This window comes from Geodermatophilus sp. SYSU D00705 (assembly GCF_054050135.1).
The window spans coordinates 1-26262 of the sequence record NZ_JBJGYT010000027.1 but is presented as its reverse complement, the minus strand read 5'-3'; the positions used below and the strand labels follow the sequence as shown (position 1 = coordinate 26262).

Here is a 26262-nt window from a genome sequence, read left to right as displayed (position 1 = left end):
CGCACCCCGGACCCAGCACCGCCGGTCTTCCCCGCCGGTCGCCCGCGCCGGATCCCCGTCGGCCGGGCACGCACGACCGTGAGGAGCACCTGAGCACGTGAGCACCCCGTCCGACTCGTTCGCCCACCTGCACGTCCACACCGAGTACTCGATGCTCGACGGTGCGGCGAAGCTGCCGGAGGTCACCAAGGCCGCCGCCGAGCAGGGGATGCCGGCGCTGGCGATGACCGACCACGGCAACGTCTTCGGTGCCTACGACTTCTACAAGCAGGCGAAGTCGGCCGGCGTGAAGCCGATCATCGGCATGGAGGGGTACTACACGCCCGGCTCGCGCTTCGACCGCGCGCCGTTCGACTTCGGCGACAACCTCATCGACGAGGACGGCGAGGGCGGCTCGTCGCGGGGCAAGGCCGCCTACACGCACATGACGCTGCTGGCCCGCACCACCGAGGGCATGCACAACCTGTTCCGCATCTCCTCGCTGGCCAGCCTCGAGGGCCAGTACCGCAAGCCGCGGTTCGACCGTGACCTGCTCGAGCGCTACGGCAAGGGCCTGATCGCCACCACCGGCTGCCCCTCGGGCGAGGTGAACATGTGGCTGCGCGCCGGCAAGGAGGAGCGCGCCCGCCAGGCCGCCGCCGACTTCCAGGACATCTTCGGCAAGGAGAACTTCTACGCCGAGCTGATGGACCACGGGCTGTCCATCGAGAAGAAGACCCGCCCCGCGCTGCTGCAGATCGCGAAGGAGCTGGGCATCCCGCTGCTGGCGACCAACGACCTGCACTACACGCACAAGGAGGACGCCGAGGCCCACGACGCCCTGCTGTGCATCCAGACCGGGTCGCGGCTCAACGAGCCCAACCGCTTCAAGTTCAACGGTGACGGCTACTACCTCAAGAGCGCCGCGGAGATGCGGGCGCTGTTCCCCGGCGACCTGGCCTCGGCGTGCGACAACACGCTGCTGGTCGCCGAGCAGTGCGAGGTGACCTTCACCGAGGGCGCCGACCTCATGCCGCGCTTCCCGCTGCCGCCGGGGGAGGACGAGACCTCCTGGTTCGTCAAGGAGGTCGAGCGCGGCCTGCACAAGCGCTGGCCGAACGGCATCCCCGACCACGTCCGCAAGCAGGCGGACTACGAGGTCGGGATCATCACCCAGATGGGCTTCCCGGGGTACTTCCTCGTGGTCGCCGACTTCATCAACTGGGCCAAGGACAACGGCATCCGCGTGGGCCCCGGCCGTGGGTCGGCCGCCGGTTCGCTGGCCGCCTACGCCATGGGCATCACCGACCTGGACCCGCTGGCGCACGGGCTGATCTTCGAGCGGTTCCTCAACCCCGAGCGCGTCTCGATGCCCGACGTCGACATCGACTTCGACGACCGCCGCCGCGGCGAGGTCATCCAGTACGTCTCGCAGAAGTACGGCGAGGAGCGGGTCAGCCAGATCGTCACCTACGGCACCATCAAGGCGAAGGCCGCGATCAAGGACGCCGCGCGCGTGCTGGACCGGCCGTACTCCGTCGGCGACGAGCTGACCAAGCTCATGCCCCCGGACGTGATGGGCAAGGGCATCCCCCTGGCAGGCGTCTTCGACCCGGCCCACCCGCGCTACAAGGAGGCCGCGGAGTTCCGCGCCCGCTACGAGTCCGACCCCGGCGCGGCCGAGGTGGTCGACCAGGCCCGCAAGCTCGAGGGACTGAAGCGGCAGTGGGGCGTGCACGCGGCCGGCGTCATCATCGGCCGCTACCCGCTGATCGACTCGATCCCGATCATGCGGCGCGAGGCCGACGGCGCGATCATCACGCAGTTCGACTACCCGACCTGCGAGACGCTCGGCCTGCTCAAGATGGACTTCCTGGGCCTGCGCAACCTCACGGTCATCGACGACGCGCTGCGCAACATCGTGGCGAACGGCAAGGAGCCGGTCGACCTCGACGAGATCAGCAAGGACCTCACCGACAAGGCCACCTACGACCTGCTCTCCCGCGGGGACACCCTCGGTGTGTTCCAGTTCGACGGCGGCCCCATGCGGTCGCTGCTGCGGCTGATGCGACCGGACAACTTCGAGGACATCTCCGCCGTCGGCGCGCTCTACCGGCCCGGTCCGATGGGTGCCAACTCGCACACGAACTACGCGCTGCGCAAGAACGGCCAGCAGGAGATCACGCCGATCCACCCGGAGCTGGCCGAGCCGCTCGAGGACATCCTGGGCGGCACCTACGGCCTGATCGTGTACCAGGAGCAGGTCATGGCGATCGCGCAGAAGGTCGCCGGGTACTCCCTCGGCAAGGCCGACCTGCTGCGCCGCGCGATGGGCAAGAAGAAGAAGTCGGTCCTCGACGCGGAGTTCGTCGGGTTCGAGGCCGGCATGAAGGAGCGCGGCTACTCCGCCGCGGCGATCAAGACCCTCTGGGACATCCTCGTCCCGTTCGCCGACTACGCGTTCAACAAGGCCCACTCGGCCGCCTACGGCCTGGTGTCCTACTGGACCGCCTTCCTGAAGGCCAACTACCCGGCCGAGTACATGGCCGGGCTGCTCACCAGCGTCGGCGACGACAAGGACCGCCGGCCGATCTACCTGGCCGAGTGCCGGCGGATGGGCATCAAGGTGCTCCCGCCGGACGTCAACGAGTCCTCCTGGGACTTCGCCGCCGTCGGGAACGACATCCGCTTCGGGCTGGCGTCGGTGCGCAACGTCGGGCACAACGTCGTCGACTCGATCCGCCGGGCCCGCGAGGAGAAGGGCGCCTTCAAGGACTTCGCGGACTTCATGCGCAAGATCGACACGGTGGCCTGCAACAAGAAGGTCATCGAGTCCCTGGCCAAGGCCGGTGCCTTCGACTCCCTGGGCCACTCCCGGCAGGGCATCGTCGCCGTCCACGCGCAGGCGGTCGACTCCGCGATGGCGCTCAAGCGCAAGGAGGCCGAGGGGCAGTTCGACCTGTTCGGCAGCTTCGGCGGGGACGACGAGGGCGACGACCCCTTCGGCGGGGTGCTGGACATCACGATCCCGACGGCGGACTGGTCGAAGTCCGAGCGGCTGATGTTCGAGCGCGACATGCTCGGCCTCTACGTCTCCGACCACCCGCTGCACGGCGTCGAGCACGTCCTCGCCTCGAACGCCGACACCCCGATCGCCGAGATCAACGCCGGCGGCGTGGAGGACGGCGCGAACGTGACGATCGCCGGCATCCTCACCTCGGTCTCCCCGCGCACCAACAAGCAGGGCGCGCCGTGGGCGATCGCGACGCTGGAGGACCTCGAGTCCGGCATCGAGGTGCTGTTCTTCCCCAAGACCTGGGCGGAGGTGTCGGAGAAGGTCGTCCGCGACCAGATCGTCGTGGTCAAGGGACGGATCAGCCGGCGCGACGACCAGCCCTCGCTGTTCGGCTCCGAGGTGACCATCCCCGAGCTCACCGAGGGCCCGCGCGGTCCGGTGCTGGTGTCGATGGCGGCCGCCCGGTGCACCCCGCCGGTGGTCGAGCGGCTGCGGGAGGTGCTGGGCAGCCACCCCGGCACCACCGAGGTCCAGCTGAAGCTGGTCAACGGCAGCCGCGAGACGGTGCTGCGCCTCGACCAGGGCCTGCGGGTCCGGCCGAGCACCGCGCTCATGGGCGACATCAAGGCCCTGCTCGGCCCGACCAGCGTCGCCCTGCTGTGAGCGCCGCCGCCACGCCGGTGCCGGGGAAGAGGCACACAGCTCCGCGGGGTTGACTGGGGTCGTGGACCACCTCGACGCCCCGGGGCCCCCGGGGTCCCCGCCCGCCCGGCGGCCGACCCGGTGGGTGACCGGCCGGCGCCGGGCCGCCCTGGCCGAGCTGCGCGCCGACGTGCCGGGCGCCCTGGCGCTGACCGGCGTGCTGCTGGCGTGCGGCGTCCCGGCGGGGCTGCTGTGGTGGGCCCTCGCCCCGCGGGCGCAGTTCCGGGTGACCGCCGACGGCCCGGTCGTCGTCGGGCACCCCTCGGCCGAGCTGCTCGCCGCGGTCGACGGCGTCTACACCCTGGTGGTGGCCGGGCTGGGCCTGCTGGCCGGTGTGGTCGCCTGGCGGCTGCGCCGCCGGCGCGGCGTGGCCGTCCTGCTGGCCGTGGGCGCCGGCACGCTGCTGGCCTCGCTCGTCGCCTGGCAGGTGGGCGAGCTGCTGGCGCCCGGTCCCTCCGAGGTCGAGCTGGCCGACGTCGGGGCGACGGTGACCACCGGCCTGGCGCTCAACTCGATGGCGGCCCTCGCGGCCGGCCCGTTCCTCGGCGTCCTCGCCTACGTGGTGGCCGCGCTGTTCGCCCCCGCCGAGGACCTCGACCGGCCGGTCCCGGCGCCGCCGTTCCCCGCCGCCGGGCCGGGGCTGCCCTCGGCGGGTGGAGACCCGCGGATGCTCGTCGACGTGCCACCGGCGGAGCACCCCGGGCGCTGACCGCGGGGTGCTCCGCCGGTGGCGGAGCCGGATCTCAGGCCGGGTCCACTGGCCCGACTCCGCGCCGCGGTCCGCTCCTCGCTCGCTGGCGCTCGCTGCGATGCTCCCGCGGCTGTCGTCAGGCCGGGTCGAGCACGAAGTCGTAGGTGACCTGGTTGCCGTCGTCCGTGGCGTGGACGTCGAGCAGCAGCTCGGGCTTGACCGCCGAGGCGATGTCGTCGTCGTTGTGCGGGTCGCCCGGGAAGTACAGCTGCGTGGTGATCAGCTGGTGGCCGGGGGCGGACACCTTCAGGTGCAGGTGGGCGGGGCGCCAGGCGTGCCAGCCGGCGGCGGCGATCAGCTTGCCGCAGGAGCCGTCGGTCGGGATCTGGTACGGCGCGGGCTGGATCGTGTGGATGACGAAACCGCCGTCGGCGTCGGTGACCACCGTGCCGCGCAGGTTCCACTCCGGGATGCCTGGGGCGAACTGCGAGTAGAAGCCGTCGTCGTCGGCGTGCCACATCTCGATCCGGGCGCCGGCCAGCGGGGTGCCGTCGACGCTGGTCACGTGCCCCTGGAACGTCAGCGGCGTCCCGGGCTCGCCGTCCCGCATGGGCAGAGTGGCCTCGCCGGTCGACTCCGGGGAGCCGGGCACGTAGTAGGGGCCCTCGATGGTGCCCTTGCTGCCCTGGCGGCCGGAGTTGGCCACCTCCTCGACGACGTGCTCGACCCAGACGTCGAGGAACAGCGGCCACTCGCCGTCCTGGCCGACGCCGATCAGCCACGCCTTGAGGGCGTTGTACTCGTCGTAGGTGACCTCGTGCCGGCGCACGATGTCGTGCACGGCCGCCAGCAGCTCGCGGGCGAGGGTGTCGACGCGCTCGGGCGGGGTCGCCGCCGCGCCGGCGGACTTGTCGGCCTTGAAGCGCTCGGTGGCCGAGGCGCCGGAGGCGGCCGCGGTGGCCGTGGCAGAGGAGTCGTTCACGGTGACGGTCATGGGGTGTCCTTCCAGAGGGGTGGTCAGCGGTCCAGGCGGTAGCGGGTGAGCTTGTCGGGGTCGACGTCGACGCCGAGGCCGGCGCCGGGGCGGACGGGCAGGGTGCCGTCGCGGATCACCAGGGGCTCGGTGAGCAGGTCGTCGGTCATGTCCAGGAAGTTGGAGAGCTCGCCGGCCCGCCGCGAGGTGAGCCGGAACGCGGCCCCGAAGACGACGGTGCTCATCGAGCCGAGCTGGGTGTCGACCTGGTTGCCCATCACGACCTCGAGGCCCAGCCCCTCCGCCAGGTGGTGCACCCGTGCGGAGGCGGTGAACCCGGTGCGGGCGGTCTTGATGCTCACCGCCGTCGCCGACCCGCCCAGCACCTCGCGGGTCACGTCGGCGGGGGTCACGGCCGACTCGTCGGCGATGAACGGCACGTCGCACTGCTGCACCAGCCAGCGGCGGCCCAGGACGTCGTCGGCGGGGCAGAGCTCCTCGGCGAAGGTGAGGCCCAGGTCGCGCATCTCGGCCATCGCGCGGGCGGACTCCGACGCCGTCCAGCCGCGGTTGCCGTCGACGTAGAGCTCGACGTCGGGGCCGAGGTGCTCGCGCAGGGCCCGCACCACCGCGGTGTCCAGGAAGGTCGGCCGGCGGCCGACCTTCACCTTGAACGTCGTGATGCCGTAGGTGTCCCGCATCCGCTCGGCCTCGGTGACCATCGCCGCGGGGGTGTCGAAGCCGAGCATGTGGGAGACCCGCATCCGGTCGGTGTAGCCACCGAGCAGCGAGGTGACCGGCTGGTCCAGCGTGCGGCCCAGCGCGTCCCAGATCGCCATGTCCACCGCCGACTTCGCGGTCGGGTTGCCGACCGTGCGGGCGAGCTCCTCGGCGACCCGCTCCCGCTCCAGCAGCGTGCGGCCCACGATCTGCGGGGCGAAGAGCGACTGGAGGACCGCCACCACCCCGGCCTGGGTCTCGCCGTAGGTGAACGGGCGCGGGACGGCGTCGGCGGTGCCGACCACGCCGTCGTCGGTGTGCACGCGGACCAGCACGTGCTCGGCGGCGTGCACCTCGCCGCTGGCGAACCGCAGCGGCTTGCGGTACGGGATCGCGTAGGGGATGGCCTCGAGACGGGTGATCTTCATCGGGGGGGCTCCGAGCCGGGGGTGGTCAGGCGGACGGGGTCGTGCTCGGGGGGCAGCACCCCGGCGGTCTCCAGGACGCCGAGCACCGAGCGGATCAGCGGCGAGCCGGAGCCGGGGGAGTCCTCCCGGGGGCGCCAGGCCAGGGCCACCTCGATCGAGCCGGCGTCCGGCACCTCGCGGAACGTCACGCCGGGCACCGGGAGCGCCCGCGCCGACGCGGGGACCAGCGCGATGCCCAGGCCGGCGGCGACCAGGGCCAGCAGCACCACCGTGCCGGTGACCTCGTGCTCCCGGCGCAGGGTGAACCCGGCGTCCCGGCAGCTGCGCAGCACGGCCGCGTTCACCGCCGACTCGCGGTCGGCGTAGAGGACGAAACCCTCCGTGCGCAGGTCGGCCATCGCGATCTCGGGCTCGGACGCCAGCCGGTGGTCGCCGGGCAGGGCGAGCACCAGCGGCTCCACCTCGATGGTGCGCAGCGTCAGCCCGTCCCCGGACACCGGAGGGCGCAGGACGCCGAGGTCGAGACTGCCGTCGCGCAGGCGGTCGCACTGGGCGGGGGTGAGGACGTCGCCGTGGATCTCCAGCGCCACCCCCGGCAGCTCCTGTTTCACCACCCGGGCGATCCGCGGGAGCTGGGCGACGACGGCGGTGCCGGTGAACGCGATGCGCACCAGCCCGAGGCGGCCGTCGGCGATCCGGCGCACCCCGGAGACGCTGTCCTCCACGGCGCCGAGGACCCGTTCGGCCTCCTCGCGGAGGAACCGGCCGGCCGGGGTCAGCCGCACCTGGCGGGTCGTGCGGGTGAACAGGGTCGCGCCCAGCTCGGCCTCGAGCTGGCGGATCGCCTGCGAGAGCGCCGGCTGGGCGATGTGCAGCCGCTCGGCGGCCGCGCCGAAGTGGCACGTGTCCGCGACCGCGGCGAAGTACCGCAGGTGACGCAGCTCCACGGCGGGCTCCTCCCAGGGGTGACGCGGGCCACGCTACGGACCCAACCGATACGACACAAAGACGTATTGCCGGCACATCGATAAGCGGCGGTGATCAGTCCCCCCCTGGGTCGGGACTGGGCATTCCTCGGGTGTGACGCGCACCACCCGCTGTGACGCTGGGACGGACCGACCAGCCCACGGCCCGCGCCCCGCGGGTCCCCGGAGCGAGAGCCCCCTGGAGGACCTCATGACCCAGACGCTGACCCACGTGGAGTCGGTGCTCTCCGACGCCGTCGTCGAGGACGTCGAGGCGGGGGTCTTCCGCGCCAACCGCCGGATCTTCACCGACGAGGAGGTCTTCGAGCTCGAGATGCGGCACATCTTCGAGGGCAACTGGATCTACCTCGCCCACGAGAGCCAGGTGGAGAACCCGGGCGACTACCTCACCACCCACATCGGCCGCCAGCCCGTCGTCATCACCCGGGACAGGAACGGCGAGCTGCACTGCCTCATCAACGCCTGCGCCCACCGCGGTGCGATGATCTGCCGCCGCAAGACCGACAACCGGACGACGCTGACCTGCCCGTTCCACGGGTGGACGTTCCGCAACGACGGGACGCTGCTGAAGGTCAAGGACCCCGAGGGCGCCGGCTACCCGGAGTCGTTCAACCGCGACGGCTCGCACGACATGACGCGGGTCGCCCGCTTCGAGAGCTACCGCGGCTTCCTGTTCGGCAGCCTCGATCCCGACGTCGTCCCGCTGCGCGAGCACCTGGGCGACACGACGACGGTCATCGACATGCTCGTCGACCAGTCCCCGGAGGGGCTGGAGGTGCTGCGCGGCTCGTCGACCTACACCTACGACGGCAACTGGAAGGTGCAGGCGGAGAACGGCGCCGACGGCTACCACGTCACCGCGACCCACTGGAACTACGCCGCCACCACCTCGCGGCGCAGCACGGGGGAGTCGACCAACGCGACCAAGGCCCTGGACGCCGGGAGCTGGGGGAAGTCCGGCGGTGGCTACTGGTCCTACCCGAACGGTCACCTGTGCCTGTGGACCTGGGCCGGCAACCCGCAGGACCGGCCGCTGTGGGACCGCCTGGACGAGCTCAAGGCCCAGTTCGGCGAGACCAAGGGCGAGTTCATGGTCAAGGGCTCCCGCAACCTGTGCCTCTACCCGAACGTCTACCTGATGGACCAGTTCAGCACGCAGATCCGGCACTTCCGGCCGATCGCCCCGGACCGGACCGAGGTGACGATCTACTGCATCGCCCCGAAGGGCGAGAGCGCCGAGGCCCGCGCGCACCGCATCCGCCAGTACGAGGACTTCTTCAACGCCTCCGGCATGGCCACCCCCGACGACCTGGAGGAGTTCCGCTCCTGCCAGCTCACCTTCCGGGCCACCGCCGCGCCGTGGAACGACATGAGCCGCGGCGCCCAGCACTGGCTGCACGGCCCCGACCCGATGGCCGAGTCGCTGGGGATGACCGGCGTCGTCTCCGCCGGCCTGCGCAACGAGGACGAGGGGCTCTACCCCGTCCAGCACGGCTACTGGCTGCAGACCATGCGCGCCGCGCTCGCCCGCGAGCAGGCCGCGGCCGCCCCCGCCGCCGTCCCCGCCCCGACCGCCTGAGGAGGACCGTCATGACGATCACCGAGCCCCGGCCGCCGGTCTCCGACCGGCCGGCCCGCGACCGGATCGACCAGAACGCGATCGAGCAGTTCCTCTACCGCGAGGCCCGCTACCTCGACGACCGCGAGTTCGAGAAGTGGCTCGAGTGCTACGCCGACGACGTCGTGTACTGGATGCCCTGCTGGACCGACGACGACCGGCTCACCGAGGACCCGCAGCGGGAGATCTCGCTGGTCTACTACGCCAACAAGGGCGGCCTGGCCGACCGGGTCTTCCGCATCCGCACCGAGCGCTCCAGCGCCACGTCACTGCCCGAGCCGCGGACCAGCCACAACATCAGCAACGTCGAGGTCATCGAGCGCCGCGGCGACCTCGTCGACGTCCGCTTCAACTGGCACACGATGTACTTCCGCTACAAGACGGTGGACCCGTACTACGGGACGTCCTTCTACACGATCGACTTCTCCGGGCCGGCGCCGCTCATCCGCCGCAAGACCGTGGTGCTCAAGAACGACTACATCCACCACGTCGTCGACGTGTACCACTTCTGAGGCCGGTGCCGTCATGACGCAGACCGCTCCCACGCCGACCGGCACCCACCGCGTCGCGCTCTCCTTCGAGGACGGCGTCACCCGGTTCATCACGTGCGCGCCCGACCAGACCGTCGCCGACGCCTCCTACCGCTCGCGCATCAACATCCCGCTGGACTGCCGGGACGGCGCCTGCGGGACCTGCAAGGCCTTCTGCGAGTCCGGGGAGTACGACGGCGGCGCCTACATCGAGGACGCCCTCTCCGACGACGAGGCCCGGGCCGGCTACGTGCTGCCGTGCAGCATGCGGCCGCGGTCGGACCTGGTCCTGCAGATCGCCAGCACCTCGGCGGTCGCCAAGACCCAGGCCGCGACCCACACCGGCACCCTCACGGCGCTGGAGCGGCTGTCGCCGACCACCGTCTCGCTCACCCTCGAGACGCCGGGGCGGGCCGACCTGGCGTTCCTGCCCGGCCAGTACGTCAACCTCGCCGTGCCCGGCACCTCGGTCAGCCGCTCGTACTCCTTCAGCAACGGCCCCGACGAGGAGGCGCTGACCTTCCTGGTCAAGCTCACCCCGGGCGGGGCGATGTCGACGTACCTGACCGACCGCGCCGCCGTCGGTGACGAGATCACCTTCACCGGGCCGCACGGCAGCTTCTTCCTGCGCGAGTCCGACGACCCGGTGCTGCTGGTCGCCGGCGGCACCGGCCTGGCCCCGATCCTGTCGATGCTGCGCACGCTGCGGGACGACGGCAGCGCGCGCCCGGCGCACCTGGTCTACGGCGCCAGCACGGACGACGACGTCGTGGAGCTGGCCACGCTGGCGCAGCTCGCCGACGAGATCCCCGGCTTCACCTGGGACCACTGCGTCGCCGACCCCGCGACCACGGCCCCGAACCAGGGCTACGTCACGAGCCTGTTCCGGCCCGAGCACCTGTACGGGGGCGAGGTCGGCGTCTACCTCTGCGGCCCGCCGCCGATGGTGGAGGCCGTCCGCGGCCACTTCGCCGAGCAGGGCGTCGTCCCGGCCGGCTTCTACTACGAGAAGTTCGCGCCCTCCGGCGCCGCGGCGCCCGCCGCGCCGGCGCCCGAGCCCGCCGCGACCGCGCCGGCCCCGCGGGAGGCGGAGCCGGCGCCGGTGGCCGTCCCCGCGCCGCGGGCACCGGAGACGCCGGCCTCCGCGGCGGCGGTCGGCGCCGACGGCCGGGCCCTCGCCGGTCAGGTCCTCCTGCCGCCGGCCGAGCTCGCCCCGCTCGGCACCACCGGGGCGACGGCACCGGCCGACGAGGCCGCGACCGCCCGCACGGTCGCCGGCCAGCGGCTGGCCGTGCCCGGCGGCGACGGCCCGGTGACCCCGCTCGACCCCGACGGCGGTCTCCGCCCGGTCGGGGGTGGCCGGTCGCTCGCCGGCCAGGAGCTGTTCCCCGAGCGCGCCGACCTGGGCGGGGTCGGGCCGACCGATCCGGATGCCCGGACGCCGGCCGCGGGCGGGTACGAGATCGGCGAGGAGCACCCCTCGGTGCACCACTCCGACGCGATCTTCGAGGCCCGCAAGGCCCTGGAGCTCGGCGCGCTGGAGCTGACCCTCGGGCGGCTGTCCAGCGGGCAGGTCGCCGGATACCGGCTGCTGGCGGAGTCGACGGTGCCCCACGTCCGGGGCGACTCCTTCGTCGACGCGGCGGCCTACACCGAGGCCAACGCCGCCTTCCACGACCACCTCTTCGGCCTGACCGGCAACGAGCACCTGCTGCAGGCCTACCAGGCACTCGGCGTGAAGGGGCACATGGAGAAGGTGCTGCGGCGCGCCACCTGGTGCCACCCGCGCTGCACGCAGGACCACCTCGACATCGTCGACGCGGTCGAGGCGGGCGACCGGACGCGGGCCCGGGAGCTGATCACCCAGCACGCCGAGCGGTCGAAGCAGACGGTGCGGCGGGCGATGGCCGACGCCGACGCCCGCACCCGGCCGGCCTTCGTCAGCCCGGGCCGTTTCGACGGCAGGGTCGTGCTGGTCACCGGTGCCGCCCAGGGCATCGGGGAGCGCACGGCCCGCCGGATCAGCGCCGAGGGCGGTGCGCTCGTGCTCGCCGACCGCGCCGACCTGGTCCACGACCTCGCCGGCGAGCTCACCGACGCCGGCCGGGAGGCGCTCGCCGTCACCGCCGACCTGGAGACGTGGGCGGGCGCGCACGACGTCGTCGAGAAGGCGCTGACCCGCTTCGGCCGCATCGACGTCGCCATCCACACCGTCGGCGGCACGATCTGGGCCAAGCCCTTCGCCGACTACCCGCCGGAGCAGATCGAGGCCGAGATCAGCCGGTCGCTGTTCCCGACGCTGTGGTCGTGCCGGGCGGTCGCGCCGGTCATGGTCGCGCAGGGCTCCGGCACGATCGTGAACGTCTCCTCCGTCGCCACCCGCGGCCTCAACCGGGTGCCGTACGCGGCGGCCAAGGGCGGGGTCAACGCCATCACCACCGCCCTCGCGCTGGAGCTGGCGCCCTCCGGTGTCCGGGTGGTGGCCACCGCCCCCGGCGGCACCGAGGCGCCGCCCCGGCGCATCCCGCGCGGCCCGGCGCCGCAGACGGAGCAGGAGCAGGCCTGGTACCGGACGATCGTCGACCAGACCGTCGACTCCTCGCTGATGAAGCGCTACGGCACCCTCGACGAGCAGGCCGCCGCGCTGGCCTTCCTCGCCTCCGACGAGGCCTCCTACATCACCGGGACGGTCCTGCCCGTCGCCGGCGGCGACCTCGGCTGACCCGTCGCCCTCCCGCTCCACCCCCTCGCCCCCCTTCGACACCCGGAGTCCCGCCATGCCCGAGAACCCCCGCACGCCGGAGGAGCGCCGCCGGCGCAGCACCCTCTGGGTCGTCGCCCTGTCCACCGCCGCCCTGGTGTTCGACGGCTACGACCTGGTCGTCTACGGGACGATCGTCCCCACGCTGCTGGGCGACCCGAGCCAGCTGGGCCCGATCACGCCCGCGCAGGCCGGCACCCTCGGCAGCTACGCCCTCGTCGGCGTCCTCGTGGGCGCCCTCGCCGCGGGAGCGGTCGGCGACCGGATCGGACGCCGACGGGTGGTGGTCGTGAACCTCGCCTGGTTCTCGATCGGCATGGCGGCGACCGCGCTGGCGCCCACCGTCGGCACCTTCGCGTTCTTCCGGTTCCTCACCGGGATCGGCGTGGGCGCCCTGGTCGCCACGGTCGGCGCGCTGGTGGCCGAGTTCGCGCCGGCCGAGCGGCGCAACCGGCTCAACGCGGTCGTCTACAGCGGCGTCCCGGCCGGCGGCGTCCTCGCCTCGGTGGTGGCGCTGGTCGCGGGGGACGCCGTCGGCTGGCGGGGGCTGCTGTGGGTCGGTGCCCTGCCGCTGGTCACGCTGCTGCCCCTGGCGCTGCTCCGGCTGCCCGAGTCGCCGCGCTGGCTGGCCTCCCGGGGCCGGACGGCCGAGGCGGCAGCCGTCAGCGAGCGCACCGGCGTGCCGCTGGAGACCGCACCGGTGGTCGCGGCGCCGGCCGCGCCCGTCCGCTTCGGGTTCGCCGCACTCGTCCGCCGTCCGCTCGCGGTGCCGACCCTGCTGCTGGGCACGATGAGCTTCGCCGGCCTGCTGCTGACCTACGGCCTCAACACCTGGCTGCCGCAGATCATGACCGGCAACGGCTACGGCACGAGCGCCTCGCTGGCCTTCCTGCTGGTGCTCAACCTGGGCGCGATCTCCGGCGGCCTGCTGGCCTCCTGGTCGGCCGACCGGGTGGGCGCCAAGCGGGTCATCGCGGCCACCTTCGTGCTCGCCGCGCTCTCCCTCGCCCTGCTGCCCGCCCAGCTGCCGCTCGCGGTCCTGCTGCTCGCGGTGGCGGTCGCCGGCGTCGGGACCATCGGCACCCAGGTCCTGGTCTACGGCCTGGTCGCCAACTACTACCCGACCCGGGCCCGGGCCGCCGGCGTCGCCTGGTGCGCCGGGTTCGGCCGGCTCGGCGGGATCGTCGGGCCCGTGCTCGGCGGGGTCCTGGTCGGCGCCGGCCTGGGCGGGACGACGGCGTTCTTCCTCTTCGCCGGCATCGCCCTGCTCGGCGCGCTGGTCACCGCCCTGGTGCCCCGCACCCCGCACGCCGACACCGGACCGGTCGCGCAGACCCCGGCACCCACCGTCGCCGGGGCTACCGTTCCCGCGTGACGGGAGCCATCCCCGGGCTGGTGGCCCGGGAGGCCGAGCTCGCCGGCCTGGAGCGGCTGCTCCGGGACGGCGGGCTCGGCCCGTCCCTGGTCCGGGTCACCGGCGCACCCGGGGCCGGCAAGACCGCGCTGGTCCGGGAGGCCGTCGACCGGCACCCGGGCCCGGTCCTCGAGGCCCGCGGCGCCCCGTGGGAGGGCACCCGCCCGTACGCCGTGCTCGACCAGCTGCTGGCCGGCGTCCCGGTCCCGCCGGACCCCTTCGCCGCCGCCGAGGTCGTCGCCCGGCACGCCGGCGGCTCGGCCGAGGCCCGCGCCGTCGTCCTTGTGGACGACGCCCACTGGAGCGACCCGGAGTCGCTGCAGGCGCTGGCGACGGCGGTGCGCCACCAGCACCGCGCCGCCCTGACCGTCGTGCTGGTCAGCCCGCTCGTCCCGGCCGAGGCGACCCCGGCCACCCTCGAGGTCCTCCTGCGGTCGGCCACCGCGACCGTGGTCGTCGAGCCGTTCTCCGCCGAGGACGTCGCCCGGCTGGCCGCGGCCCGCGGCACCCCGCTGTCACCGGCCGTGGCCGAGCAGCTCTGGCGGCACACCGGGGGAGTGCCCGGCCACGTGGCCGCCCTGCTCGACGAGCTGCCCAGCGAGACCTGGTCCGGCCGGCGCCCCGACCTCCCGGCCCCGGCCGCGGTGGCCGCCCGGGTGCGCGAGCAGCTGACCCGGTGCGATCCGGGGGCCCGCGCGCTGGCCGAGGCGGTCGCCGTCCTCGGCCCCGCCCCGGTCCCCGAGGCGGCCGCCCTGTCGGGGGTCGGTGACCTGCTGGCCGCCCTGGACGCCGCCCAGAGGGCCGGCCTCCTGCGTCCGACGGGACCGGGCCGGCCCGCGGAGCTGGCGCCCGCCGACCCCCTGGTCGCCGCCGCCGTGCTCACCGCCATGGGCCCGGCCGCCGTCGCGCGCGCGCACCGCCGCGCCGCCGACGTCGTCGAGGACCCCACCCGCCGGCTGGGCCACCTCGTCGCCGCGAGCGTCGGCCCCGACGCCGCGCTCGCCGGCGACCTCGACGCGCTGGCGCGCCGGCGCGCGGCCGAGGGGGCCTGGGCGGAGGCGGCCGCGCTGCTCGCCGACGCCAGCCGGCTGTCGGAGGACCGGCGCTCGCGCGAGGACCGGCTGCTCGGGGCCGTGGACGCGCTGGTCGGCGCCGGCGACTCGATCGGTGCGGCCGCCCTCGTGCCCGAGGTGGAGAGCCTCCGGGAGACCCCGCTGCGCAACGCCGTCCTCGGGTACCTGGCCATCGTCCAGGGCCGGGCGGTGGAGGCCGAGGCCCGGCTGCGGCGCGCCTGGGACCTCGTCAACCCGGACCGCGACCCGGGCCGGGCCGCGCTGGTCAGTCAGCGGTTCGTGCTGCACGAGCTGGCGCGCTGCCGGGCCGGGGAGCTGGTCGCCTGGGCCGACCGGACCATCGAGCTGGCCGGGCCCGGGGCGCCCGAGGCGCTCGAGGCGGTCGCCATCCGCGGCCTGGGGGTGGCCGGCGCCGGCGCCCCGGCCGAGGCCCTGGCCGGCTACCGGGCGCTGTCCGAGCGGGTCCGCTCCGGCGCGCAGGCGCAACGGGTCGCCCTCGGCGAGGGCTGGCTGCACCTGGCCCTCGACGAGGTGGCGCGGGCCGCCGCCGAGCTGGAGAGCGCCGTCCCGACCACCTACCTCGGCGGCTCGCACCGCATCTCCCTCTGGGCGCTGGGCTGGCTGGCGCGGGCCCGGTTCGCCACCGGCGAGTGGGACGCCGCGCTGCGCGCCGTCCGGGAGGGCGCCGACCTCGTCACCCGCACCGGGATGGTGCTCGTCGGGCCGCTGCTGCACTGGACCGCGGCGCAGGTCCACGCGCTGCGCGGCGACTGGGCCGCCGCGGAGCAGGCGCTGCGGGACGGCGAGGCCGGGAGCTCGGACTACGCGATCATGCGGGTGCCCTCGATGCTCGCCCGCGCCCACGTCGCCGAGGCCCAGGCCGACTACGCCGGCGTGCTGCGCGCCCTCGGGCCACTGGCCGAGGCGGGTCCGCAGGGCTGGGTCGACGAGCCCGGCGCCTGGCCCTGGGCCGACGTCCACGCCAACGCGCTGGTGCTCGAGGGGCTGCTGGCCGAGGCCGACGCCTTCCTCACCCCGCACGAGCAGCGGGCCACCGAGCGCGGACACCGCTCCACCCGGGCGCGGCTCGGCTACGCCCGCGGCCGGTGGTTCGGCGCGCAGGGCGACCTCGACGCCGCCCGCGACGCGTTCGGCACGTCGCTGCGGCTGCTCGAGGACCTGCCGCTGCGCTACGACCGCGCGCGGGTGAGCTTCGCCTTCGGCCAGACCCTGCGCCGGGCGGGCAAGCGCCGCGAGGCCGACGCCGCCATCTCCACCGCGCGCGACGTCTACCTCTCCCTCGGCGCGGCCACCTCCGTCGCGCGCTGCGACCGCGAGCTGCGGGCCGCGGGCCTGGGCCCGGGCCGCCCCGAGGACGGGGCGGCCCGGCTGACCCCGCAGGAGCGGACGGTGTCCGGGCTGGTCGCCAGCGGGCTGTCCAACCGCGAGGTCGCCGCCGAGCTCTACCTCTCGGAGAAGACGGTGCAGTACCACCTGACCCGCATCTACACGAAGCTCGGCGTCCGCTCGCGCGCCGAGCTCGCCGCGCTGCGCGGCCGCGAGCCGTCGGCGCCGGCCTGAGCGCCCTCCGGTCCGGGAGGTCGGCGGGCTGTACGTCCCTGAGTGCGGGCGCACTCAGAGACGGAGGACCCGCGGGGTGGGACCGGCGTCAGTTGACGCTGCGCGGACCGGCGAAGCGCTGCAGCGGCGCGGGCACCGCGCCGAGGGTCTCCAGCAGGGTCAGCTCCCGCCGCAGCAGCCGCGACTCCGCCCGCAGCCGCCGGCGGGTCGCCGACTCGGCGAGCAGCGCCTGGCGGTCCTCGGTGGTCAGCAGGGCCGCCGAGGCGACCAGGTAGGACAGCGCCTGCGGGTCGTCGGCGACGCCCTCCAGCAACCCGGGCTCGTCGGCCTCCTCACCGGCGTCCCCGGTGAGGCCGGCCACCGCCAGGACGTACCGCGCGAACAGCTCGGCCACCCCCTGGACCAGCACGTCCAGCGAGCGGCGGGCGACGTCGGTGACCAGGTCGTCGAGCTCGGGGCCCGGCACGCCGCCGTCCGCCGGGGCCAGGCCCTCCTGGTCGCCGGCGGCCTCCTCGGCCGCCTCCTCCTCGTGCAGCCACTCCACCTCGGCCTGCAGGTAGGGCGGGTCCTCGCCGACGTGCACCTCCAGCAAGCGGAACCGGTCGCCGCCCACGGTGACGATCCGGAAGCCGCCGTCGGGTTGCGGGCGCACCACCTGCAGCCGCGCGGTGCAGCCCACGTCGTACAGCGCCTCGGCCGGCGCCACCTGCTCGACCTCCCAGCCCTGCCGGATGGCCACCACGCCGAAGAACCGTCCGTCGCCCTGGGGCTGGGCCAGCAGGTCGCGCACGAGCCGGCGGTAGCGGGGCTCGAAGACCTGCAGCGGCAGGACCACCCCGGGGAACAGCGGCGTGCCCAGCGGGAAGAGCGGGATCAGGTCGCCCACGGCAGCCGAGCCTACGGGGCAGGGGACGGCGCGAGAGCGGGCAGCGCGGCAGAGCCCCGGGCGGCCCCGTCTACCCTGGGGTGTTCCCGTTCCCCGCCTCGGAACCGCCCGGAGGTCCGCCCGTGCTCGCCCGCATCGACCTGCGTGGATCCGCGCTGCCGGGGGTGCGCGAGCTCTCCGGCCTGCTGCCCCGTGCCGCCACCGACATCGACTCGGTGCTGGCGACGGTGCGGCCGCTGTGCGAGGACGTCCGCATCCGCGGCGCCCAGGCGGTCCGGGAGATCACCGCCCGCATCGACGGCGTCGACCTCGAGGACTTCGCGGTGCCGCAGGCCGCCATCGACCGCGCCCTGGCCGAGATCGACCCGACCGTCCGGGCGGCACTGGAGGAGGCGATCGCCCGCGTCCGGCGGGTGCACGCCGACCAGGCCCGCACCGACGTCACCACCCAGGTGGTCCGCGGGGGCGCCGTCACCGAGCGCTGGCTGCCGGTGCGCCGGGTCGGCCTCTACGTGCCCGGCGGCCTGGCGCCGCTGCTGTCCAGCGTCGTCATGAACGTCGTCCCCGCGCAGATCGCCGGGGTGGAGTCGATCGCGGTGGCCTCCCCGCCGCAGCGGGACCACGGCGGCCTGCCCGACCCCGGCGTCCTCGCCGCGTGCGCGCTGCTCGGGGTCACCGAGGTCTACGCCGTCGGCGGCGCCCAGGCCATCGCGGTCTTCGGCTACGGCGCCGGCAGCTGCGAGCCGGTCGACATGGTCACCGGCCCCGGCAACGTCTACGTGACGGCGGCCAAGCGGCTGCTGCGCGGGCTCATCGGCATCGACTCCGAGGCCGGTCCCACCGAGGTGGCCATCCTCGCCGACCACACCGCCGACCCGGTGCACGTCGCCGCCGACCTGATCAGCCAGGCCGAGCACGACCCGCTGGCCGGCGCGGTGCTGGTGACGACGAGCGAGGAGCTGGCCGACGCCGTCCTCGGGCTCGTCCCGGGCCAGGTGGCCGCCACCAAGCACTCCGACCGGATCACCACGGCGCTGGACGGGAGCCAGTCGGGCATCGTGCTGGTCGACGACGTCGACGCCGGGCTGCGGGTGGTCGACGCCTACGCCGCCGAGCACCTGGAGATCCAGACCGAGAACGCCCGCGAGGTCGCGATGCGGGTGCGCAACGCCGGCGCGATCTTCGTGGGCGCCTGGTCGCCGGTGTCGCTGGGCGACTACTGCGCCGGCTCCAACCACGTGCTGCCCACCGGGGGGTGCGCCCGCCACTCCAGCGGCCTGTCGGTGCAGTCGTTCCTGCGCGGCATCCACGTCGTGGAGTACGACGAGCAGGCCCTCGCCGAGGTCGCCGGCCACATCGACGCCCTCGCCGGCGCCGAGGACCTCCCGGCCCACGCCGCCGCCGTCCGGGCCCGGCAGCGCCCGTGACCGAGCTCGCGAGGTCACGCAACGGGCAGAGCGCGACGCTCGAGGAGCTCCCGCTGCGGCCGGAGCTGCGGGGCCGCACGCCCTACGGCGCCCCGCAGCTGCCGGCGAAGTACCGGCTCAACACCAACGAGAACCCGCACCCGCTGCCGCCGGAGCTGCTGGCCGACCTGGGTGAGGCGCTCGGGCACGCGGCGCTGGAGCTGAACCGCTACCCCGACCGCGACGCCCTCGACCTGCGCCGCGACCTCGCCGCCTACCTGACCCGCACCAGCGGCCAGGAGCTCGACGCGGCGCAGGTGTGGGCCGCCAACGGGAGCAACGAGGTCCTCCAGCAGATCCTGCAGGCCTTCGGCGGCGCCGGCCGCAGCGCGCTGGGCTTCACGCCGTCGTACTCGATGCACCCGATCATCTCAGCGGGCACCGGCACCGCCTGGGTCGACGGCCACCGGCGTCCGGACTTCACCATCGACCCCGACGCCGCGGCGGCGCAGGTCCGCGAGGTCGCCCCGGACGTGGTCTTCGTGACCAGCCCGAACAACCCGACCGGCACCGCGGTGGAGCTCGCCACCATCGAGGCGCTCTACGAGGCCACCGCGGGTGTGCTGGTCGTCGACGAGGCCTACGCGGAGTTCGCCCGCACCGGCACCCCGTCGGCACTGACCCTGCTGCCGGGCCGGCCGCGGCTGATCGTCAGCCGCACGATGAGCAAGGCCTTCGGCATGGCCGGCCTGCGGCTGGGCTACCTCGCCGCCGACCCGGCCGTCGTCGACGCGCTGCAGCTGGTCCGGCTGCCCTACCACCTGAGCTCGCTGACCCAGGCCGCCGCCCGGACGGCGCTGGCCCACACCGACGCGCTGCTGGCCACCGTGGACGCGGTCAAGGCCGAGCGCGACCGGATCGTCGCCGCACTGCCCGGCCTCGGGCTGACCAGCGTGGCCAGCGACGCCAACTTCGTGCTCTTCGGCCGCTTCGCCGACGCGCGCGCGGCCTGGCAGGCGCTGCTCGACCGCGACGTCCTCGTGCGCGACGTCGGCCTCGCCGGCTGGCTGCGGGTCACGGCCGGGACGCCGGAGGAGACCGACGCCTTCCTCACCGCCCTGGGTGAGGTGGCGGCCGACCACCGCCTGGGAGACTGAACGCATGAGCAGGACTGCACGCGTCGAGCGCGAGACCAGTGAGACCAAGCTGGTCGTCGAGCTCGACCTCGACGGCACCGGCACGAGCTCGATCAGCACGGGGGTCGGCTTCTACGACCACATGCTGACCGCGCTGTCCAAGCACAGCGGCATCGACCTCACCGTGCGCGCCGACGGCGACCTGCACATCGACGCCCACCACACCGTGGAGGACGTCGCGATCGCCCTCGGCCAGGCGTTCGCCCAGGCGCTGGGGGACAAGAAGGGCATCACCCGCTACGGCGACGCCACCATCCCCATGGACGAGGTGCTGGCGCAGGCGGCGGTGGACCTCTCCGGCCGGCCGTACTTCGTGCACGCCGAGCCCGAGAACATGACGCCGATGATCGGGCCGGACTACCCGACCAGCCTGACCAAGCACGTGCTGGAGTCCTTCGCCTTCAACGCGCGGATCAGCCTGCACGTGCGGGTGCTCTACGCCGGCCGCGACGCCCACCACATCGTCGAGGGCCAGTTCAAGGCCCTGGCTCGGGCGCTGCGGGTCGCCGTGGCGCTGGACCCGCGGGTCACCGACGTCCCCTCCACCAAGGGCGCGCTGTAGGTGACCTTCGCCGTCCTGCTGCTCGTCGTCGGCGGCTTCCTGCTCGGCGGGGCCTGGAGCATCTGGAAGGCCGACTCCGACACCCGGGGCCGCACCGGCCCGCAGGTGCTCTTCGCCGTCGTCCTGCTGGCGGCGGCGCTGCTGGCGACCGCCTCGGGCATCCTCCGGATGGTCTGAGGCGGTCGCCGGCCGGCTCAGGCCGGCTCGCCCACCACGGCGGCCAGCCGGGGGAGGACGACGTCGCGCCAGCCCGGGCCCATGTCGTCGAAGGGAACCGCCCCTGCGGTCGTCCTCCACGAGGTCGGCGAGGGCGCGCAGGTGCGCGCCACCAGCGCTCGAACTGAGCCAGCCAGTCGCTCACCCGCTCCAGCGGCTCGGTGGTCAGGGAGTGGTGCCGGTGGCGCCCCGACGGCTCGTCCCGCACCAGCTCGGCCCGGCGCAGCACCGAGAGGTGCTCGGCGACGGCCGGCCGGCTGAGCTCGAACTGGGCGGCCAGCTCACCGGCGGTGCGGGGACCGTCGACCAGCAGCTCCAGCAGCCGCCGGCGCACGGGGTGCGCCAGCGGGAGGAAGACGTCCTCCGGCACGCCGCCAGGCTGCGTCGGAGATCTCCGACGTGTCACCCCGGCCCGACACGTCGTCCCGGGAATCCCCGGAGACGTCGCGGTGCTGCTCGGTACCGTGACAGGCGTGAAGAAGAAGGTCGTCGTCCTCGACTACGGGTCGGGCAATCTGCGCTCGGCCGAGCGGGCGCTGACCCGGGTCGGCGCCGAGGTCACCGTGACCGGGGATCCGCAGGCGGCCCTCGACGCCGACGGCCTCGTCGTCCCCGGCGTGGGCGCCTTCGCCGCCTGCATGGACGGGCTGCGCGCCGTCGACGGCCCGCGGGTCATCGGCCGGCGGCTGGCCGGTGGCCGCCCCGTGCTCGGGGTCTGCGTCGGCATGCAGATCCTCTTCGAGCGCGGCGTCGAGCACGGGCAGGACGCCGAGGGCTGCGGCGAGTGGCCCGGGGTGGTCGAGCCGCTGCAGGCGCCGGTTCTGCCGCACATGGGCTGGAACACCGTGCAGGTCCCGGAGCGCAGCGTCCTGTTCGCCGGGCTCGAGGACCAGCGCTTCTACTTCGTGCACTCCTACGGGGTGCGCAACTTCCCGCTCGGCGCCGAGGGGGCGCCGTCCCCGCTGGCCGCGCCGCTGGTGACCTGGGCCGAGCACGGCGACCGGTTCGTCGCCGCGGTCGAGAACGGCGCCCTGTCGGCGACCCAGTTCCACCCGGAGAAGAGCGGCGACGCCGGCGCGCAGCTGCTGACCAACTGGCTGCAGACGGTCTGAACCAGAGGTCCTCCGGGACCGCACCGCGACCTGGAGCCTTTCCCGCCTGCGCTGACTGGCCGCAACGTGCCTCTCGGTGCCCGCTCGACCTCGCCCTGAAGGCGGCCTATGAGACACCCACAGCCATCGCTCGATGGCGCTCAGCGCCGAGGCTTGGCGCGCTGAGGCTTCGCGACATGGGACGAGACCGGCCTGACGCCGCACCGAGTTCCCACCTGCGGTTGATGACCGCGCGGACAGCCTCCCCCAAGCCCATCTACCGCCTATCGAGCCCGGCCGCGTCCCTGTGTGACGAAGAACATGACGACGTGCCAGATCGTGAAACCCGCGACGCCCAGGGTGAACGCGTGCGCGAGCGTCTCGGGGCTAACAGCGGACCAGATGACGACCGCGAGAAGCAGGACCGCGAGGGACATGCGGATCACTCGCTTGCGGACCACCCCGTCGGCCAGCCCTCGCGGCGGGGATGTAGACGGCGGCGGCGGCAGGAGCGGCTGGTTGGGCACGAGCTGAACCTCTCCCGAACCGTCGTTGTACCCGCGGAGCCACGCGGCGGATGGACGGAAGTCGTGACAGCCGCTACGTATGTGCCTTCGGCAAACCAGGGCCTGTCCTGCGGATTATGTGCGCCGCGACCGCTGTCGGTGTCCGCAAGTGGGCCGCTCTGGGACATCCGGGCTGCAACACTCCGCCGGTGCCTAGCATCCAGGCGGATGATCGGCGGAACCTCGAACGGCTGGCCCTCGCCGAGTGGCCGGAGCGGGCCGGTGCACAGGTCCGGTCGGTGACCGTTGCTGGCGACCGCGCCGAGGTCGCTCTGACCGTGAACGGTCACTACGACTACCGGATGTACTTCCAGCGGGATCGAGACGGTTGGGAGGAGAGAGTCTCCGGCAACGGACCCACGATCGGCTGGGAGGACCCGAACCTCATCGAGTGGTGAGAGGTTGCGCCGAGCCGCGCCCGTGGGGTGTCTCCAAGTGGGCCGCTCAGGGACACAAGACGGCTTCAAGGCGACTCGAGACCAAAACTCCTGTGCAGCTCCTCGTCCCGCCGCGTGCGTGCCATGAAGTCCCAGGCAGGCGAGTCCCACGACTCCTCCCGGACTCCTTGACGCTCGAAAGTGACCCATGCCACGGTCCGCTGCGGCAGATCAGAACTTGTCGCAGGTCGGAGGCCACATGAGCGAGACGGCGCAGGAGAGGGTCCACGCACGGCAGGAGGGGCGGCTCGCCGACCCCGACGTCGAGCTGCGCACCGATCCCCGGCTGCACCCGGGGCTGCGCGCCGGTCTCGCCGCGTTCGGGCTCGACGGCCGAGCTGCTCCCGCCCCGTTCGACCGCACCGCCGCGCCGGAGGTGGTCGCGGAGTTCGTCGGCCAGTCGCACGCGGGGTTCGAGGGCCTGTACGCGGCGGTTCCCAGCGACTGGCCGGACGAGGTGCGGGCCGACGTCGAGTACCGGCTGGAGACCGCGACGGGCGTGGACGGCAACGAGATCCCGCTGCATGTCTTCCGTCCGGCCGGCGTCGAGGGACGGCTGCCCTGCACCGTCTACCTCCACGGCGGGGGCATGACGATCCTCGAAGCTCACAACGCGGTGCACCGGCGCTGGAGCGAGGACCTCGCGGCGACCGGCATGGTCGTGGTGACGCCCGGCTTCCGGAACGCCTGGACCGCCGATGGGTTGAACCCCTTCCCGGCCGGTCTGAACGACTGCAGCACCGCGCTGGACTGGGTGCACGAGCACCGTGACGCGCTCGGCATCTCCCGAATCGTCCTGCAGGGCGAGTCCGGCGGGGCGAACCTCGTGCTGGCGACGACGCTCAAGGCCAAGCGAGAAGGTCGGCTGGACCGCATCGACGGGGTGTACGCGATGGTGCCCTACATCAGCGGAGGCTACGGCTGGGACCGCGACCGCAAGTTGCGCGAGCTGCCGTCGATGGTGGAGAACGACGGGCACTACATCGACTGCTCGATGATGGACATGCTGGTGGCGGTGTACGACCCCACGGGTGAAAACGCGGAGAACCCGCTGGCGTGGCCGTACTTCGCCACCGAGCGCGACGTGGAGGGCCTGCCGCCGCACGTCATCTCGGTCAACGAGCTCGATCCACTGCGCGACGAGGGCATCGCGTACTTCCGGCTGCTGCAGCGCGCAGGCGTCCCGGTGGTCGGGAGGGTCAACCTCGGCCTCACTCACGCCGCGGACATGTCGTTTCGCGCCGCCATCCCGGAGTCGTACAAGGCGGTGGTGCGTGACATCCGGGGATTCGCCGACGCGCTCTGAGCGTTACCGTCCGCGCGCTCCGCTGGGCCGTCGATGCGATACCCGGACCGAGATCACCACACGCCCGCTGACCATCGGCAGACGCGTTGAAGGGCCGCTCAGGGCGAGGAGGCCTGGTGGCCTCGTCGGCGCTCAGACCTCGGACACTCGCATGTGGCCGTTCGCGTAGGTGACCCAGAACCGATGCTCCGACGCTGACCAGGCATTGCCACGTGTCAGAGCCGCTGCAGCCCACTCGCAACCTTGTCGCAGGAGGCCCTCCTCCAGCTGGTGCACGACATGGCGTCGATCCGCAGTGGGGACAGCGGTCCACCTCACGCGCAGGCGGCTGCTCCCGGTCCGAATCTCGCCGAAGTAGCCGGCCGGGGCGTCGCCGAGCCACACGACGTCGAAGACGGTCAGCGGTCCAGACTTCGCCGGCAGGTCTGGTCTCCCGAGGCTGAGGGAACCCACGACTGCGCCGACGTCCTTGAGCGCTTCGGCAATCCGCTCTGGCCCACGCGGGTAAGCCCAGCCCCGAGGGAGTCTCGCCTTCCGGTACTCGTCCCACGGTTGGCCCACGGTCACAGCCTGGACCTAGAGTCCGGGCTGCTCCTGCTTGGTGGGCACGGGGTGTCCTCAAGTGGGCCGCTCAGGGACGCGAGGCGGCTTCTGGGAGGGTGCGCGACCCCGCTCAGCCATACTCCCGGACGTGCGCCGTGATCTGCGGTTCCTTTGGGAGCGCCCTGTTCTAGGAGCAGTGCTCATCGCTGTGCTTCAGACCGGCTTCCTCGACCTGGCGCTGGGCTTGGTTCTGAATCGCGGGAACCTCGGCTGGTTCGGCTGGATCGTCTACGGCGTGGGCTTCTTCGTCCTCAACAGCGTTGTCCTCACCCGCGAGCGCCGTCGCCGACGTCGAGCAGAGGCGTCTCAGCAGTCGCCCTGAGTGGGCCGCTCAGGGACACAAGACGGCTTCAGAGACACCTCGGCCGCCCATCCGCAAACGGCTCCACCGGCAACCGCGCCCGGCCCATCCCCACGTGCGCTGATGACGTAGGCCCACACGGGATCGCGTGCCCCGGGGTGGGTCAGGGGCGGCCGAGGAGGTTGTCGGCGACATGCCGCAGGTGGTCGCGCATCGCGGTCTCGGCGCCGTCGGGGTCGCGGTCACACAGCGCCTCGACGATCGCGGTGTGCTCGGTGTGGTAGCAGCGACGCCGCTCGGGGCTGGAGGTGCGCCGCTTGAGGCTGCCCCACACCGGAAGCCCGCGGGCGGTGTTCATGACGTCGAACATGTTCATCAGAAGGCCGTTGTGCGCGGACTCGGCGATCGCCCGGTGCAGCTTGGCGTCGGCGGACTCGAAGCCCTCGAAGTCCTCGAAGTCCTCGGCGGCGCCGCCGGCGTCCAGGCAGGCGATGATCCGGTCCAGATCGGCCTGGTGGGCCACGCGCGCCGCCAGCCCGGCCAGCGGCGGTTCGATCACCAGGCGCGCCTGCATGATCTCGGCCGGGCTGCAGTCGGCCGGGGCGCCGCCGTTGCGGCGCAACGCCGCCTCGCTGAGGAAGGTGCCCCGCCCGACGTGGCGGATGACCAGCCCCTCGGCCTCGAGCGCGTCGAGGGCGCGGCGGACCGCGCTGCGCGGCGCGGACAACCGCTCCACCAGGTCTCGTTCGGTGGGCAGCTTCGCGCCCGGGACCAGGGAGCCCTCGGCGACCCCGTCGTCGACGAGGGCGCGCAACGCCTGCTCGATGCTCAACACCCGGCCACCGTACCGCGGGTGACCAATCAGCACCAATCTGGAACGCGGAAAAGTGGGCCGAAAGTCCCCTCGACATGGTGTGCATCACGTCGTAGCGTTCCAGCCAGACCGAGCATTGGTCCCATTGGTACAGATTGGTTGACACCCATGAAGCTCGTGACGTTCTCCACCGGCACCGACCAGCGCGTAGGCGTCGTGGACGCCGACCGCGGCGTGGTCCGCGACGTCTCCCCTCTCCTGCCCACCGGCACCGGAGTGCTGCAGCTGATCGAGCGGTGGGGGGGGGGGGGGCCCGCGCGCGCTGCGCCGCCGCCCGCCCCCCCGCCGCACCCCCACCACGCGGAGCCGCTGCTGGCGCCGATGCCGACCCCCCGGCGCCACATCA

Annotated in this window: 23 protein-coding genes and 1 pseudogene; 16 read left to right on the top strand and 8 right to left on the bottom strand. The window is 73.6% G+C overall.

Going from position 1 to position 26262, the window contains the following annotated elements:
• Nucleotides 1-97 precede the first annotated feature (97 nt).
• The gene (dnaE, locus tag ACI78Q_RS18170; RefSeq protein ID WP_456924838.1) at nt 98-3658 is read left to right on the top strand and encodes a DNA polymerase III subunit alpha; all 3561 of its coding nucleotides are present in this window, start codon (nt 98-100) and stop codon (nt 3656-3658) included.
• Nucleotides 3659-3719: 61 nt separating this feature from the next.
• Nucleotides 3720-4406, top strand: a complete 687-nt coding sequence (locus ACI78Q_RS18165; protein WP_456924837.1) for a hypothetical protein — start codon at nt 3720-3722, stop codon at nt 4404-4406.
• 118 nt (nt 4407-4524) lie between these two features.
• Here ACI78Q_RS18165 and catA read toward each other — a convergent pair whose 3' ends face one another.
• The 3 genes from catA to ACI78Q_RS18150 are packed head-to-tail and all read right to left on the bottom strand — an operon-like array spanning nt 4525 to nt 7456.
• Nucleotides 4525-5382, bottom strand: coding sequence for a catechol 1,2-dioxygenase (catA, locus tag ACI78Q_RS18160; RefSeq protein ID WP_456924836.1), 858 nt, complete (start codon nt 5380-5382; stop codon nt 4525-4527).
• A gap of 23 nt (nt 5383-5405) precedes the next feature.
• Nucleotides 5406-6509 carry a mandelate racemase/muconate lactonizing enzyme family protein gene (locus ACI78Q_RS18155; protein WP_456924835.1) on the bottom strand — a complete coding sequence of 368 codons (1104 nt, stop codon included), beginning with the start codon at nt 6507-6509 and terminating at the stop codon, nt 5406-5408.
• Entirely contained in the window at nt 6506-7456 is a 951-nt protein-coding gene (locus tag ACI78Q_RS18150) for a LysR substrate-binding domain-containing protein (RefSeq protein ID WP_456924834.1), read from the bottom strand. The genes ACI78Q_RS18155 and ACI78Q_RS18150 overlap by 4 nt, the downstream gene beginning before the upstream one ends.
• A 229-nt stretch (nt 7457-7685) precedes the next feature.
• Between ACI78Q_RS18150 and benA the strand changes: the two genes are divergently transcribed.
• From benA to ACI78Q_RS18125, 5 genes are read left to right on the top strand one after another with little or no spacing between them, the layout of a single operon-like run.
• On the top strand, nt 7686-9074 hold the full coding sequence (gene benA / locus ACI78Q_RS18145; RefSeq protein ID WP_456924833.1) for a benzoate 1,2-dioxygenase large subunit: 1389 nt from the start codon (nt 7686-7688) through the stop codon (nt 9072-9074).
• 11 nt (nt 9075-9085) lie between these two features.
• Nucleotides 9086-9625, top strand: coding sequence for a benzoate 1,2-dioxygenase small subunit (gene benB, locus ACI78Q_RS18140; RefSeq protein ID WP_456924832.1), 540 nt, complete (start codon nt 9086-9088; stop codon nt 9623-9625).
• A gap of 13 nt (nt 9626-9638) precedes the next feature.
• Nucleotides 9639-12365 carry a benzoate 1,2-dioxygenase electron transfer component BenC gene (gene benC, locus ACI78Q_RS18135; RefSeq protein ID WP_456924831.1) on the top strand — a complete coding sequence of 909 codons (2727 nt, stop codon included), beginning with the start codon at nt 9639-9641 and terminating at the stop codon, nt 12363-12365.
• Nucleotides 12366-12420: 55 nt separating this feature from the next.
• Nucleotides 12421-13779 carry an MFS transporter gene (locus ACI78Q_RS18130; protein ID WP_456924830.1) on the top strand — a complete coding sequence of 453 codons (1359 nt, stop codon included), beginning with the start codon at nt 12421-12423 and terminating at the stop codon, nt 13777-13779.
• Nucleotides 13776-16472, top strand: coding sequence for a LuxR C-terminal-related transcriptional regulator (locus ACI78Q_RS18125; RefSeq protein ID WP_456924829.1), 2697 nt, complete (start codon nt 13776-13778; stop codon nt 16470-16472). The genes ACI78Q_RS18130 and ACI78Q_RS18125 overlap by 4 nt, the downstream gene beginning before the upstream one ends.
• A gap of 88 nt (nt 16473-16560) precedes the next feature.
• Here the strand turns inward: ACI78Q_RS18125 and ACI78Q_RS18120 are convergent, their stop codons facing one another.
• Nucleotides 16561-17358, bottom strand: coding sequence for an LON peptidase substrate-binding domain-containing protein (locus tag ACI78Q_RS18120; RefSeq protein ID WP_456924828.1), 798 nt, complete (start codon nt 17356-17358; stop codon nt 16561-16563).
• Between the two features lie 122 nt (nt 17359-17480).
• Between ACI78Q_RS18120 and hisD the strand changes: the two genes are divergently transcribed.
• Genes hisD through ACI78Q_RS18100 form a run of 4 tightly spaced genes read left to right on the top strand, consistent with a single transcriptional unit; the run spans nt 17481 to nt 20699 of the window.
• Nucleotides 17481-18785: a histidinol dehydrogenase gene (gene hisD, locus ACI78Q_RS18115; protein WP_456924827.1), complete on the top strand. Its 1305-nt coding sequence runs from the start codon at nt 17481-17483 to the stop codon at nt 18783-18785.
• On the top strand, nt 18782-19921 hold the full coding sequence (locus ACI78Q_RS18110; RefSeq protein WP_456924826.1) for a histidinol-phosphate transaminase: 1140 nt from the start codon (nt 18782-18784) through the stop codon (nt 19919-19921). The genes hisD and ACI78Q_RS18110 overlap by 4 nt, the downstream gene beginning before the upstream one ends.
• A 4-nt stretch (nt 19922-19925) precedes the next feature.
• Complete coding sequence (gene hisB / locus ACI78Q_RS18105; protein WP_456924825.1) at nt 19926-20522, top strand: imidazoleglycerol-phosphate dehydratase HisB; 597 nt, start codon at nt 19926-19928, stop codon at nt 20520-20522.
• Nucleotides 20523-20699, top strand: coding sequence for a hypothetical protein (locus ACI78Q_RS18100; RefSeq protein WP_456924824.1), 177 nt, complete (start codon nt 20523-20525; stop codon nt 20697-20699). It begins immediately after the preceding gene.
• 17 nt (nt 20700-20716) lie between these two features.
• Here ACI78Q_RS18100 and ACI78Q_RS18095 read toward each other — a convergent pair whose 3' ends face one another.
• Nucleotides 20717-20851: a hypothetical protein gene (locus ACI78Q_RS18095; protein ID WP_456924823.1), complete on the bottom strand. Its 135-nt coding sequence runs from the start codon at nt 20849-20851 to the stop codon at nt 20717-20719.
• A gap of 44 nt (nt 20852-20895) precedes the next feature.
• Nucleotides 20896-21108 (bottom strand): annotated as a pseudogene (locus tag ACI78Q_RS18090) (metalloregulator ArsR/SmtB family transcription factor); the annotation flags it as partial.
• A 103-nt stretch (nt 21109-21211) separates the two neighbouring features.
• On the opposite strand from ACI78Q_RS18090, the gene hisH reads away from it, so the two are divergent.
• Nucleotides 21212-21850 carry an imidazole glycerol phosphate synthase subunit HisH gene (hisH, locus tag ACI78Q_RS18085; protein WP_456924822.1) on the top strand — a complete coding sequence of 213 codons (639 nt, stop codon included), beginning with the start codon at nt 21212-21214 and terminating at the stop codon, nt 21848-21850.
• Between the two features lie 263 nt (nt 21851-22113).
• Here hisH and ACI78Q_RS18080 read toward each other — a convergent pair whose 3' ends face one another.
• Nucleotides 22114-22356 (bottom strand): hypothetical protein, encoded by a 243-nt coding sequence (locus ACI78Q_RS18080; protein WP_456924821.1) that lies wholly within the window; start codon nt 22354-22356, stop codon nt 22114-22116.
• Between the two features lie 188 nt (nt 22357-22544).
• Between ACI78Q_RS18080 and ACI78Q_RS18075 the strand changes: the two genes are divergently transcribed.
• The 3 genes from ACI78Q_RS18075 (at nt 22545) to ACI78Q_RS18065 (ending at nt 25063) form a co-directional block, all read left to right on the top strand.
• Nucleotides 22545-22793 carry a hypothetical protein gene (locus ACI78Q_RS18075; protein ID WP_456924820.1) on the top strand — a complete coding sequence of 83 codons (249 nt, stop codon included), beginning with the start codon at nt 22545-22547 and terminating at the stop codon, nt 22791-22793.
• A 238-nt stretch (nt 22794-23031) separates the two neighbouring features.
• Complete coding sequence (locus ACI78Q_RS18070; protein WP_456924819.1) at nt 23032-24138, top strand: alpha/beta hydrolase fold domain-containing protein; 1107 nt, start codon at nt 23032-23034, stop codon at nt 24136-24138.
• A 739-nt stretch (nt 24139-24877) separates the two neighbouring features.
• Nucleotides 24878-25063 (top strand): hypothetical protein, encoded by a 186-nt coding sequence (locus ACI78Q_RS18065; RefSeq protein WP_456924818.1) that lies wholly within the window; start codon nt 24878-24880, stop codon nt 25061-25063.
• Nucleotides 25064-25205: 142 nt separating this feature from the next.
• Here the strand turns inward: ACI78Q_RS18065 and ACI78Q_RS18060 are convergent, their stop codons facing one another.
• Entirely contained in the window at nt 25206-25877 is a 672-nt protein-coding gene (locus tag ACI78Q_RS18060) for a FadR/GntR family transcriptional regulator (protein ID WP_456924817.1), read from the bottom strand.
• 147 nt (nt 25878-26024) lie between these two features.
• On the opposite strand from ACI78Q_RS18060, the gene ACI78Q_RS18055 reads away from it, so the two are divergent.
• A partial coding sequence (locus tag ACI78Q_RS18055) for a hypothetical protein (RefSeq protein WP_456924816.1) occupies nt 26025-26262 on the top strand: 238 nt, incomplete at its 3' end.